12 protein-coding genes are annotated in these 12,233 nt (G+C 63.8%); 5 read left to right on the top strand and 7 right to left on the bottom strand.

Features of this window, described 5'->3' with window-relative positions; all coding sequences use genetic code 11:
* Window positions 1-12: 12 nt before the first annotated feature.
* Genes NKI15_RS17175 through NKI15_RS17185 form a run of 3 tightly spaced genes read left to right on the top strand, consistent with a single transcriptional unit; the run spans window position 13 to window position 3,731 of the window.
* The gene (locus NKI15_RS17175) at window positions 13-1,362 is read left to right on the top strand and encodes an aminotransferase class III-fold pyridoxal phosphate-dependent enzyme (protein ID WP_023708115.1); all 1,350 of its coding nucleotides are present in this window, start codon (window positions 13-15) and stop codon (window positions 1,360-1,362) included.
* A gap of 33 nt (window positions 1,363-1,395) precedes the next feature.
* Window positions 1,396-2,703 (top strand): aminotransferase class III-fold pyridoxal phosphate-dependent enzyme, encoded by a 1,308-nt coding sequence (locus tag NKI15_RS17180; RefSeq protein ID WP_023704728.1) that lies wholly within the window; start codon window positions 1,396-1,398, stop codon window positions 2,701-2,703.
* Entirely contained in the window at window positions 2,700-3,731 is a 1,032-nt protein-coding gene (locus tag NKI15_RS17185; protein ID WP_023704727.1) for a phosphotransferase enzyme family protein, read from the top strand. Before NKI15_RS17180 ends, NKI15_RS17185 begins: the two co-directional genes overlap by 4 nt.
* A 17-nt stretch (window positions 3,732-3,748) precedes the next feature.
* Here NKI15_RS17185 and hpaH read toward each other — a convergent pair whose 3' ends face one another.
* From hpaH to NKI15_RS17210, 5 genes are read right to left on the bottom strand one after another with little or no spacing between them, the layout of a single operon-like run.
* Window positions 3,749-4,558: a 2-oxo-hept-4-ene-1,7-dioate hydratase gene (gene hpaH / locus NKI15_RS17190; protein ID WP_023710038.1), complete on the bottom strand. Its 810-nt coding sequence runs from the start codon at window positions 4,556-4,558 to the stop codon at window positions 3,749-3,751.
* Complete coding sequence (locus NKI15_RS17195; RefSeq protein WP_023704726.1) at window positions 4,552-5,427, bottom strand: fumarylacetoacetate hydrolase family protein; 876 nt, start codon at window positions 5,425-5,427, stop codon at window positions 4,552-4,554. The genes hpaH and NKI15_RS17195 overlap by 7 nt, the downstream gene beginning before the upstream one ends.
* A 29-nt stretch (window positions 5,428-5,456) precedes the next feature.
* Complete coding sequence (hpaD, locus tag NKI15_RS17200) at window positions 5,457-6,437, bottom strand: 3,4-dihydroxyphenylacetate 2,3-dioxygenase (protein WP_023667829.1); 981 nt, start codon at window positions 6,435-6,437, stop codon at window positions 5,457-5,459.
* 14 nt (window positions 6,438-6,451) lie between these two features.
* Window positions 6,452-7,969 carry a 5-carboxymethyl-2-hydroxymuconate semialdehyde dehydrogenase gene (hpaE, locus tag NKI15_RS17205; RefSeq protein WP_023747996.1) on the bottom strand — a complete coding sequence of 506 codons (1,518 nt, stop codon included), beginning with the start codon at window positions 7,967-7,969 and terminating at the stop codon, window positions 6,452-6,454.
* Window positions 7,970-7,980: 11 nt separating this feature from the next.
* Window positions 7,981-8,367 (bottom strand): 5-carboxymethyl-2-hydroxymuconate Delta-isomerase, encoded by a 387-nt coding sequence (locus tag NKI15_RS17210; protein WP_023667827.1) that lies wholly within the window; start codon window positions 8,365-8,367, stop codon window positions 7,981-7,983.
* Window positions 8,368-8,568: 201 nt separating this feature from the next.
* Between NKI15_RS17210 and hpaR the strand changes: the two genes are divergently transcribed.
* Window positions 8,569-8,964, top strand: coding sequence for a homoprotocatechuate degradation operon regulator HpaR (gene hpaR, locus NKI15_RS17215; protein WP_023714916.1), 396 nt, complete (start codon window positions 8,569-8,571; stop codon window positions 8,962-8,964).
* 10 nt (window positions 8,965-8,974) lie between these two features.
* Here the strand turns inward: hpaR and NKI15_RS17220 are convergent, their stop codons facing one another.
* Together NKI15_RS17220 and NKI15_RS17225 are read right to left on the bottom strand one after the other, a co-directional pair.
* A complete protein-coding gene (locus tag NKI15_RS17220; protein WP_023692271.1) occupies window positions 8,975-9,484 on the bottom strand; it encodes a flavin reductase in 510 nt (169 codons plus the stop codon).
* 6 nt (window positions 9,485-9,490) lie between these two features.
* Window positions 9,491-11,035 (bottom strand): 4-hydroxyphenylacetate 3-hydroxylase N-terminal domain-containing protein, encoded by a 1,545-nt coding sequence (locus tag NKI15_RS17225; protein ID WP_352886433.1) that lies wholly within the window; start codon window positions 11,033-11,035, stop codon window positions 9,491-9,493.
* A 92-nt stretch (window positions 11,036-11,127) separates the two neighbouring features.
* On the opposite strand from NKI15_RS17225, the gene NKI15_RS17230 reads away from it, so the two are divergent.
* On the top strand, window positions 11,128-11,997 hold the full coding sequence (locus NKI15_RS17230) for a helix-turn-helix domain-containing protein (RefSeq protein ID WP_023692273.1): 870 nt from the start codon (window positions 11,128-11,130) through the stop codon (window positions 11,995-11,997).
* Window positions 11,998-12,233 lie beyond the last annotated feature (236 nt).

A 12,233-nucleotide genomic window follows, 5' to 3' on the forward strand; every position in this document is an offset into this window, starting at 1 on the left:
CGGAGCCTTGCGATGCGCGACATCAATTTCCTCACCGAGAAAAACGCCAAGCCGATCTGGCATCCGATGGCACACCCGGCCGAGATGCGGGCCAACCCGCCAAAGGTGATCATGAAAGGCGAAGGCGTGATGGTCACCGACATCGACGGCAACACCGTGCTCGATGCGGTTGGCGGACTGTGGAACGTCAATCTCGGCTACTCCTGCGACCCGATCAAGAAGGCCATCGCCGACCAGCTCAGCGCCCTGCCCTACTATTCCGGGTTTCGCGGCACGTCGACCGGCCCGTCGATCGAGCTCGCTTACGAACTCAGCGAATGGTTCGAACCGGAAGGCATGGTGCGGACCTTCTTCACCTCGGGCGGCTCGGATTCGGTCGAAACCGCACTGCGGCTCGCCCGCCAATACTGGAAGATCCGCGGCCAGGGCGACCGGACAAAATTCCTCGCGCTGAAGAAGGGCTATCACGGCACCCATTTCGGTGGCGCGTCAGTCAACGGCAACGCCAATTTCCGCCGCAACTATGAGCCGCTTATGCCCGGCGTCTTCCACATTCCCGCACCCTGGACCTTCCGCAATCCGTTCGATGAGACCGATCCGGCGCGGCTGGCCAAACTGTGCGCCAAAGCGCTGGAGGATGAGATCGCCTTCCAGGGCGGCGACACCATTGCCGCCTTCATCATGGAGCCGGTTCTCGGCGCCGGCGGCGTCATCGTTCCGCATGACAGCTTCATGCCGCTGGTCCGCGAGATATGCGACCGCCACGAAATCCTGCTGATCGCCGACGAGGTGGTCACGGGGTTCGGTCGCACCGGCGCCTGGTCGGGTTCGCGGCTATCCGGCGTGAAGCCGGATTTCATGACCATCGCCAAGGCGATCACCTCGGGCTATTTCCCGCTCGGCGCCACCTTGATCGGCGCCAAGGTCGCCGACGTCTTCGAGGCCGACAAGACCAGCTTCGGGGCGATCGGTCATGGCTATACCTATTCCGGCCATCCTGTCGGCTGCGCGGCAGGGCTGGCTGCACTTGCCGAGACCAAGCGGCTTCGCCTGGACGAGAACGCAGCCGCGCGCGGCATCGAGCTCGCGGCGACGCTGGAGGGGCTAAAAGCCAAGCACGCGATCGTCGGCGACATCAGGTACAAGGGCCTGATGGCTGCGCTAGAGCTGGTCTCCGATCGCACGACGAAAAAGCCGGTGGACAAGAAGACCATGGCCGTGGTTTCGGAAGCCACTTATGACGCCGGCGTCATGCTGCGCGTGTCCGGCAACAACATCATCCTGTCGCCGCCGCTGATCATCGGCGCCGCCGACGTGGCAAAGATCGGCGAGGCCATCGATGCAGGTCTGTCGAGGGCCTGATAGACCCGCTGACGCAATGGAGTTTGGTACGCAATGACCCAATCTGAGAAGAACCCGAGCGAGGAAGCGCTCGTCAAGCGGCGTGCCCGCCTGCTCGGCGCGAAATCGCAATTGTTCTACGACGAGCCCGTGCACCTGGTGCGCGGCGAAGGCGTCTGGCTCTACGATGCCGACGGCCGCAAGTATCTCGATGCCTACAACAACGTCGCCCATGTCGGCCATTGCCACCCGCATGTGGTCGAGGCCTTGTGCCGTCAGGCAAGCCTGCTCAACACCCACACACGCTATCTGCACACCGCAATTCTCGACTATGTCGAGCGGCTGACGGCGACCTTCAATGCAAGCCTCGCCACCGCAATCCTGACCTGCACCGGCAGCGAGGCCAACGACATCGCGCTGCGCATGGCGCAGGCCGCCTCCGGCAATATGGGCATCATCGCCACCGACGCCACCTATCATGGCAACACGACGGCGGTTTCGCAGCTGAGCACGCGCATGCCTCCGATCCGCGGCCGCGCCCCCCATGTCAGGCTGGTGCCGGCCCCCGACAGCTATCGCCATCCCGATGCGATGGCCAATGGCAAGGCCTTTGGCGACGCCGTGCGTCAAGCGATCGCCTCGCTGGCACAGGATGGCATTGGCCTGTCTGGCATCATCTTGTGTCCGCTGCTCGCCAATGAAGGTTTCCCGGCTCTGCCCACCGGATTTTTCGACGACGCCTTGGGGGCCGTGCGCGAAGCCGGTGGTCTGGTCATCGCCGACGAAGTGCAGCCCGGCTTCGGCCGCACCGGCAGCCATTTCTGGGGCCATCAGCGCGCCGGCTTCGTCCCCGACATCGTCACCATGGGCAAGCCGATGGGCAATGGCCATCCGATCGCGGCCGTGGTCACCACCAAGGAGATACTGGCGACCTTCCGCGACGCTTTCCGCTACTTCAACACCTTTGGCGGCAACCCGGTCTCCTGCGCAGTCGCCAATGCCGTCCTCGACGTCATCGAACAGGAAAACCTTGTCGCCAACGCGCAAGACGTCGGCGCCTATGCGCTTGGCCTGCTGCGCCCGCTGGCCGATCGGCATGAGTGCATCGGCGAGGTCAGGGGGGCCGGACTGTTCTTCGGCGCCGAGCTGGTCCACGACCGCGACACGCGCGAACCGGCGCCCGACATTGCCGAGCAGGTCGCCAATCGCATGCGCCATCGCGGCGTGCTGATGGGCAAGACCGGCATCCACGGCAATGTGCTCAAGATCCGCCCGCCCATGCCGTTCTCGCGCGACAATGCCGAGTTCCTGATCGGCCTGCTGGACGAGGTGCTGGGCCAAGTCGGCGGAGTGCCGGCGTGAATTCTGTTTCCACCCAATCCCAGCCCGAAACGGCAGCCGATGTCACGGAGCTCGCCAGGCGTGCGCTCGAACATTGGGGCGTCCGCAACTCTGAGCCGGAACTTCTGAAGCACCGCGAGAACGCCGTCTTCCGCGTGCGGCTGCCGGATGGCCAGCCGGCAGCCATGCGCATCCACCGGCTCGGCTACCACACGGACGCCGCGCTGCGTTCGGAACTGCAATGGATGGGCTTCCTGCAATCCGCCGGCGTCGCCACGCCGTCTTGCGTCGCAACACAGGCCGGCGATCCGTTCGTGCTTGTCAGAACGGCCACCTCGGCGCAGCCCCGGCAGGCCGATTGCCTGAGCTGGCTGGAGGGCCGCGCCGTGGGCGCACGCGGCGTGCCACTGGCCTACACGGCCGACCAGTCGATCCAGATCTTCACGGCGATCGGGCGGACCATCGCCCATATGCACAATGTCACTGCCTCGTGGACGCCGCCCGCGGGCTTCGTCCGCCATGCCTGGGACTTCGACGGCTTCTTCGGTGCGAACCCGGTCTGGGGCCGGTTCGAGACCTCGCCCCTTCTCGATGGTCCTCGCCGCGCGCTGGTCTTGCAGGCGCGCGACAAGGCAGTGAAGGCGCTGTCGGAACATGAGCGCAGCGCGCGCAATTTCGGCATCATCCACGCCGATCTGGTGCGCGAAAATGTGCTCATCCATGACAGCGCGGTGCGCATCATCGATTTCGACGATTGCGGCCATGGCTGGCACATGTACGACCTTGCCGTCGCCCTCTATCAGAACCGCGAGGAGGCGATCTACCCGCTGATCGAAACCGCTTTGCTTGACGGCTACCAGCAAGAGCGTGCGCTGATCCCGCAGGACATCGCCGCATTGCCTCTATTCGCCGCGTTGCGTGCCTTCGCCTTTCTTGGCTGGGTGCAAAGCCGCGTCGAAGGCGACATCACCAGGGATGTCGGCTTGCGGATGTCGACCATCGCAGCCGATGTGGTGATTGACTACCTGCGCGGCGAACAGCCCAACTGACGAGCCGATGAGAGCCGTCAGCTCTTGGCGAAATGGATGCTGACCGTTCCCGAGCTGCCGAAGTCGGCGACGATGGTATCGCCGGGCCGCGCCTCGACCGGGCGCACAAACGATCCGGACAGCACCACCTCGCCGGCCGCGATGGACATGCCGTAGCGGGCGAGCCTGTCCGCCAGCCAGGCAATGCCCATCGCCGGATGGTTGAGCACGCCGGCGCCAAGCCCGGTCTCCTCGACCTCCGCATTGCGCGAGACGATGGCGCCGATCCAGCGCATATCGGCTTCATCGGGTCGTTGCGGCCGACCGCCGATGACAATGCCGGCATTGGCGGCGTTGTCGGAAATCGTATCGAAGAAAGTGCGCGCCTTCTTTGTCTCGGCATTGACGCGTTCGATGCGCGTGTCGAGGATTTCGAGCGCCGGCGTGATATAATCGGTGGCGTTGAGCACGTCGAAGATGGTCACGCCTGGGCCCCTCAGCGGCGCCTTCATGACGAAGGCTATCTCGGCCTCGACGCGCGGCTGGATGAAGCGGCCGACGGGTATCGTCGCGCCGTCGTTGAAGAACATGTCGTCGAACAGCACGCCCGAATCCGGCGTGTCGATGGCGAGCGCATATTGCATCGCCTTCGATGTCAGGCCGATCTTCCAGCCCTTCGGGGTCAGCCCGGCATCGGTCTTGCGTTTCACCAGCGCTGCCTGGACGCGATAGGCATCCTCCATCGTCGCGTCGGGAAAATCGAGGCTGAGCAGACGGATCTGGCGGCGCGAACGCTCGGCTTCGAACAGCCTTGCCGCGGCATCTTCAACTTGCTCGGGGGTCACGATGCTGCCTCGTCGACGACCCCGTTGCGGAGCACGCCGATGCCGTCGGCTTCGACTTCGATCACGTCGCCCGGCTTCAGCCAGATCGGCGGGTCGAAGCGGGCGCCGGCGCCGGTCGGCGTACCGGTGACGATGATATCGCCTGGCACCAGCGTGGTGAAGGTGGAGACATAGGCGATGATCTTGCGGAACGAGAAGATCATCCGGCTGGTGCGGTCCTGCTGGCGCAATTCGCCATTGACGCGGGTGGTCAGCGCGATGTCGGCAATCTGCGCCTCGTCGGTGAACGGCACCAGCCACGGACCGAGCGAGCCGGTGCGGTCGAAATTCTTGCCCTGCGTGACGTTGAACTTGGCGTGCCGTACCCAATCGCGAATGGTGCCTTCGTTGCACAGGGATAGTGCCGCGATATGGTCAAGCGCATCCCTCTCGGCGATGCGTCGTCCACCCTTGCCGATGACGATGACGATCTCGCCCTCATAGTCCAGCTGCGGCGATTCCGGCGGCCGCACCAGCGGCGCGTCGTGGCCGACGAAGGAGCGGGGGAAGCGGATGAACAGCGACGGGTTGGAAGGCGCGGCCTGGCCGTCCTTGTACTCTTCGTTGCGGTCCGGGTAGTTGACGCCGACGCAGATGATCTTTTCCGGCGACGGCAGAGGGATTTCATAAGCGATGGCGCCGACTGGAAAATCGACGGCGTAGGCTTCGGCCTCTTCCGCCAGCCGCCGTAGCACGCCGGCCTCGATCACTTCGCGCAGCGTCGGCCACTGGCTGTGCCGCGCCGACAGGTCGACGACGCCCTTATCTGTGACCACGCCATAGCGCGTCTTGCCGCCAACGGTGAAGGTGGCGAGCCGCCCAGGTGCAGTCATCCCGGTCTCCGTCAGGTTCGCGTCTGTGGTCACGGTGCGATGATCGGCGACGCCGTCAAATCCGGTTGGCGTGCGGCCGCGCCGGCAAAGGTGCTGCCCTCCTCGAACCAGCTTTTCGGCGCCGGCGCGCCCCACAGCGTCTGGCGCTGCGGGTCCTTGAGGTCCCACTTGATCGGCTCCAGATCCGGATCGACCGTCTGGTAGTCCGAGCAGTAGATCTCGATGCGGTGATTGTCCGGGTCTCTGACATAGAGGAAGAAGGCGTTGGAAATGCCATGCCGGCCGGGGCCGCGCTCGATATTTGCGAGGTAACCCGTCGTCGCCATCAGATCGAGCAGGTCGATGATGTTGAGCGGTGTCGGCACCCAGAAGGCGACGTGATGCAGGCGCGGACCCACACCGTTGGTGAAGGCGATGTCGTGGACGCCGCCCTTGCGGTGCGTCCAGGCCGCCCACAGCTTTCCGCTACTGGCATCCTCGGTGTATTCGGTGACGCGGAAGCCAAGCTCGTTGTAGAAGGCGACGGACTCGTCGACATTGGGCGAGAAGCAGTTGAAGTGGTCGATGCGCAGCGGCTTCACGCCCTTGTAAAGCGCATATTTCTGATGAATCGGCGGCAGCCTTTCCATTTGGGCAAAGAACTCGAGCGGAATGCCGTGCGGGTCGCGGGTGCGGAAGGTGCGCGACTGGTACGGTCGCTCGACCCACTCGACCGGCAGGCCTTTTGCCTTGAAGAAATGCTCGGCCTTGTCGAGATCCTCATCCGAAAAAACCTTGAAGCCGAGATCGCGGGCTTCGGCGCTGCCGGCCTTCTTCAGCACGATGCAGTGGTGTCCGCGCTCTTCCAACGCCCTTAGATAGATGGCTTCCGATGTCTCGTCGGTAACCTGCAGGCCGAGCGTGTCGACATAGAAGGCGCGGGATTTCGCAAGGTCGGTGACCGCCAGTTCGACATGGCTGAGGCGCACGATGTTGAAGGCGGGATAGAGGTTTGGTTTGGGCAGTGGCATCCGATGTCCTCCGGTCAGCCGCCGAGTTTCTGGATCGCGTGCGCTGAAGTGGCGAAGGCGATGTTCTTCGTCTCCATGTAGAAATCGAAGGAATGGTCGCCGCCGTCGCGGCCGATGCCGGAATTCTTGACGCCGCCAAACGGCGTCGGCAAATGCCGCACATTCTCCGAATTGACCCAGATCATGCCGGCGTCCAGCGCATCGGTGAAGCGGAAGGCGCGGGTAACATCCGACGTCCAGAGATAGCCGGTCAGGCCGTATTGGGTGTCGTTGGCCAGCGCCAGCGCTTCGGCCTCGTCCTTGAAGGAAATGGCAGTCAGCACCGGCCCGAAAATCTCTTCCTGGGCAATGCGCATCCTGTTGGTGGCGCCGGTAAACAGCGTCGGGCTGACATAGCAGCCACCGCCCGGACCGGCGAACTTGCCGCCGCCGGCGGCTACCACCGCGCCTTCCGATTTGCCGATCTCGATATAGGACAGCACCTTTTCCTCGTGCACCGGATGGATCAGCGGACCGACCACCGTTTTGGGATCGAGCGGATGGCCAACCTTGATGCGCTTTGCCTTCTCCGCGGCCAGATCCGTGAATGTGTCGTAGACCGAGGCTTCGACCAGCAGCCGCGACGATGAGGTGCAGCGTTCGCCGTTGAGCGAGTAGATCATGAACACGGCCGCATCCGCCGCACGTTCGAGATCGGCGTCGGCGAAGACGATCACCGGGTTCTTCCCGCCCAGTTCGAAATGCACGCGCTTCAGCGTATCGGCGCCCTGTTTCATGATCATCGAGCCGGTGCGGCTCTCACCGACAAAACCGATCGCCTTGATGTCAGGGTGCTCGGTCAGCGCCTTGCCGGCGTGCTCGCCGAGGCCGTTGACCAGGTTCCACACGCCTTTCGGCAGGCCGGCCTCCTCGGCGATCTCGACCAGCAGGCGAGCGGTCAGCGGCGAAAATTCGGCCGGCTTGTGGACGACGGTGCAGCCTGCCGCCAGCGCCGGCGCGATCTTCCATGTCGACAGCATGAACGGCGTGTTCCACGGCGTGATGATGCCGACCGGGCCGATCGGCACGCGCGTGGTGATGTTGACCTGGCCTGTCGTGCGCAGCGTCTCGCCGTCGCGCGCTTCCGGCGCGCGGTCGGCGAAGAAGCGGAAATTCTCGGCGCCGCGCAGCGCGGCCTTGGCCATGAATTTCAGCGCCTGGCCGGTGTCCATGCACTCGACGAAGGCGATCTCCTCGGCGCGCGCTTCGATCGCATCGGCTATCTTGTGCAGCAGCTTCTTGCGCCCGTCGCCCGGCATGGCGGCCCAGGCCGGGAACGCCGCCTTTGCCGCCTTGGCGGCGCGGTCGATATCGGCGGCACTGCCACGCGCGACCTTGGCCAGCGGCTTGAGATCGACCGGCGACATGCTCTCGAAGGTCGAGCCATCCACCGCCGGCACCGCTTCGCCGCCGATCTGGTTCAGCACGCCGTCGCGCTTGAAACGGGCCAGATAGGCCTCGGCCTTTTTCAGATTGCCTTCGAGGTCGGACATATCAGCTTCCGTCACTTGCCGCGCAGTCGCGGATGGATTGCGTTTTTCTTCCAGCTCAGTACCGGGTCGATCTCCCTGATCTCCAGGGAAAGAGCGAAATGCGGGGTATCGAACAGGGGGCCAAGGTATTCGCTCACCGCGGCGAAGACCGCCTCCCCGGTTCGTTTCTTGTCCTCGGCGCTGCGCCCGGTTCCAATGCGAAACGACATGTCGAGGAAAGCGTTTTCCGGCAGGCTGTCGGCGATGGCATAGGCTTCCGCACGGAAGGCCCGCACCCGCACCGCGCCGGTTTCAAACAGCCCGGTGCCGAGCACGGTGCGCAACACCAGCGCGCACAATTCGCTCATGTCGACCTTGGCATCGAGGTTGGCCGAATACTCGATGGAAAAGTGAGGCACCGCGTCTCGCCTCCCGGATTGTTGCGCTGCTGTAGTTAACGCGTTAATTACATGCAGCATCACTGAAGTCAAGCCTTGCATCCAAGTTGAGGCGACGATACGGGATGGAAAGGTCAGGTTTTGGCGTGCGGTCCCGCCGACCGCCCGCATCATTGGGGACGCTGCTTCTTGCTGCCTGAAAACACCCGTCGTTCTCTGCCGATGGCGCTGCTCCATGCCCGCGAAGTGGTGATGGCGCGGTTTCGCCCTATGCTGGCGGCGCATGACGTGACCGAACAGCAATGGCGTGTGCTGCGCGTTCTGAGCGAGGCCGGCCCTGTCGAGGCGACGGAACTTGCCGATCGCGCTTCGGTGCTGCCGCCCAGCCTGACACGCATCATCAAGACGCTCGAGGGCCGAAAATTCATCACCCGCAACAGGGCGGAAGGCGATGGCCGCCGTGTCGTGCTGACGATCGCCCCGGCGGGCTCCGCCCTTATCGATGCCTTGTCGCCGGAACGCCTCGTCATCTACCGCGACATCGAACAGCGCTTCGGACATGAGAGGCTCGAGCAATTGCTCGATCTGCTGGAGAGCCTGATCGCCGGCGAGAACTGACTGCTCCCGCTCAGCCGCCAAAACTGCCAAGCCGCGTCGGCTGCGTGTAATTGCGGTCGACATAAAGCAGCGCCGAGCCGCCGCTGCCGTGCCTGACGTCGATAACCCGGCCGATCATGACATTATGCGTGCCGACTATGTGCACATCCTCGATCTCGCAATCGAAATTGACGATCGCATCGGACAGCGCCGGCGTGCCTGAGGCCAGCGTTTGCCAGCGCGCCGCCGAATAGCGTGCCTCCATGTCCCTGGTCGCGCCGGCGAACTTGCCGGCCAGGTGCATATGGTCATGCGTCAGCACGTTGACGCAGAAGCGCCGGTTGGCGAGGAACATGGCGGCCTGCGTCGAGCGGCCGTTCATGCACACCAGCAGTGTCGGCGGTTCGTCCGACACACTGCACATGGCGGTGGCGGTGAAGCCGCCGCGCCCGGCCGGACCATCTGTCGTGACGATGTTGACCGGCGCGCAGACCCTTGCCATGGCGTCGCGGAAATCGGCCTTCGAAATCTGCGTGGCCATCTGACATCACCCGGCCGTAGAAGCGAGCGGATTGAGCCAGGTATCTCCCGTCCAGCCGTTCTCGTCATAGTCGGCCATGCAGGTGTCGACCAGTTCTTCCATGGCCTTCAGCCGGCCGCCGCGTTCGGCGCCCTTCAGCACCTGCAGCCGCACCTCTTCCGGCGCACCGGCATAGTTGAGTTCGTAGAGCGCGTGGCGGCCGCCGAACTCGGTGCCGGTCGCGTCCCACAACAGTTTCATGATCTTGATGCGCTCGACATGGCCCATGTCGTTGGAACCGCGCACATATTGCGCGAGGTATTTGTCGATCTCGGGATTGTTGAAGTCGCGCACCGATGACGGCAGGTAGATCAAGCCGGAGGCGATCACCCGGCGCACCGTGTCGATGACGCGCGGGTAGGCTTCCGACATGAAAGTCCGGTAGGCAAGGGCTGCTTCCAGGTTGGGCAGGACAGCGCCATTCGCCCAGGGGATCGGATTATAAGCCATGGCGTTGGAAAAGCTCCAGAACATGTGCCTGAGCGCGATGACCTCGCCCAGCGCCGCCTGGTTGCCTCGGAAGGCATCTCCGCCGGTGGCGCGCAGCGCCTTGGCCAGCAGGCCGGCGAGGAAGTCGAGCTTGACGGCAAAGCGTGTGCAGCCCTGGAAGCAATAGCCATGCATGAAGCCCGAAGCCGGATGGAAGGACAGGATTTTCTTCGCGTCGCGCAGCACCAGCACGTCCTCCCAGGGGATGAAGACATTGTCGAGCACCAGGATGGCATCGTTCTCGTCGAAGCGCGACGACAACGGATAGTCGAACGGAGCCGCCGCCGTGTTGGCCGTCTGCTCATAGGAGACGCGGCAGAACATCTTTACCCCCGGCGCATTCATCGGCACGATGAACATGACCGACAGCGACGGATCTTCGGTGACCGTCGCCGAGCTCTGCGCCAGGAAATTGTAGTGGGTCAGCGCCGAGGACGTCGCCACCACCTTGGCCCCGGAGACATAGATGCCGGCGTCGGTCTCCTTGGTGATGTGGACGAAGACATCCTTCACCTGTTCGGCCGGCTTGTGGCGGTCGATCGGCGGGTTGACGATGGCGTGGTTCATGAACAGCACGGCTTCCTGCGCACGCTTGTGCCAGGCGAGCGCATTGTCCTTGAACGGGCCGTACCAGTCGGCATTGGCGCCGAGCGTGTTCATCAGTGCCGCCTTGTAATCGGGCGTGCGGCCCATCCAGCCATAGGACATGCGTGACCACTCGGCGATCGCGGTCTGCTGGGCCGCGAGTTCGCCGGAGGATTTGGCGACGCGGAAATATTTGTGGGTGTAGCCGCCCGAACCGGTATCGGTAGGCGAGGTCAGCGTGCCCTGCCGCTTGGGATCGTGCAGCGCATCATAGAGGCGCGCCAGCGACCGCGCCGAATTGCGCATCGCCGGATGGGTGGTGACATCGGCAATGCGCTCGCCGTTGATGTAGACCTCGCGGCCGTCGCGCAAGCTCTCCAGATACTCGGCCCCGGTGAACGGGCGCCCATTGTCGGCACGAAAGTCTTCCGATCGCATGATGTTCCTCCACTTATGGCATCAACTCTAGCTCTCCTGGCAAGGATCGGTTAGGACGTAACGGCAAAACCGATTGGACTTTTTCCGGCGCCATGAGCCTCAATTCCATTCCTGATTTCTTTGTCTATGGCGAGCCGGTGCGGCCGCTCGAAGTCGGCTTCCTGCATGTCGAGACGGTGCTTGCGCGCAGCAACATTCATCTCGGCCAGGTTGCCGCGCACAAGCATCCGCAAATGGGCCAGATCACCTACTGGACAAGCGGCTCCGGCACTTATCGCATCGAGGATCAATCCTGGCACTTTTCGGCGCCGGCCGTCAGCTTCGTGCCGAGCACCATCGTGCATGGCTTCTCGATCGGGCCCGGCACCGACGCCATCGTCGTTTCGGTCGCCGATGATGCGCTTGCGGCAATAGCCGCTCACAGCCTGCTGCCATTGGATCGGCCGGTTTTTGCCGATAGCCTTCCTCAGCACGTCGCGTGGAAAAGGCTTGCGGCGGTGCTGGAGATGATCGCCACGGAATATGCCGAGGCGCAGGCCGGGAGTGACAAGACCCTGCCGGCGCTGATTGCCGTCGCGCTCTCCCACGTCGCGCGTCTTGGTCCCGAGGTAATGGATGCGACTGGCTCTTCCGATGCTGCATTGGCGCGCGGCTTGCGCCGTCTGGTCGATGCGCATTTCCGCGACAACTGGCCCGTCGACCGCTACGTCGAGGCGCTGGCCACGACACCGCATCTTCTCGACAAGGCCGCCCATAGGGTGCTTGGCAGCGGCGTCAAGCGGCTCATGGGCGAGCGACGGTTGCTGGAGGCCAAGCGCTTGCTGCTGTTCACCGTGCGCACCGTCGAGGACATCGCCTACGAAATCGGCTTCGACGATCCGGCCTATTTCTCACGCTTCTTCCGGGAGCGGGTTGGCCAGGCGCCCGCCGCCTGGCGCCGCGCGCAGCTGGGGCAGAGTTGAAGCTTCCGCGCCGGCCAGGATCAGGCGTTTGGGTCGACACGCCGGCCAGGCGCAGCGCCGCCGAGTTGATCCACCTGTTGATAGGTGTTGCCGCGCAGCATCACCCCTCGCACGGCGCGGCGCATCGAGATTGATGTCGCCGCGAAACTTGCTGGTGTTTTTTGTCGCTTCCAAACGGTTCGTTATTTGAACCACCATTTTATGTGCTATGAGCGGACTGCAAGGTGGATTGGCTT

Origin of the sequence: Mesorhizobium sp. M0862 (genome assembly GCF_040319795.1) — a bacterium.
Lineage (GTDB): Bacteria > Pseudomonadota > Alphaproteobacteria > Rhizobiales > Rhizobiaceae > Mesorhizobium.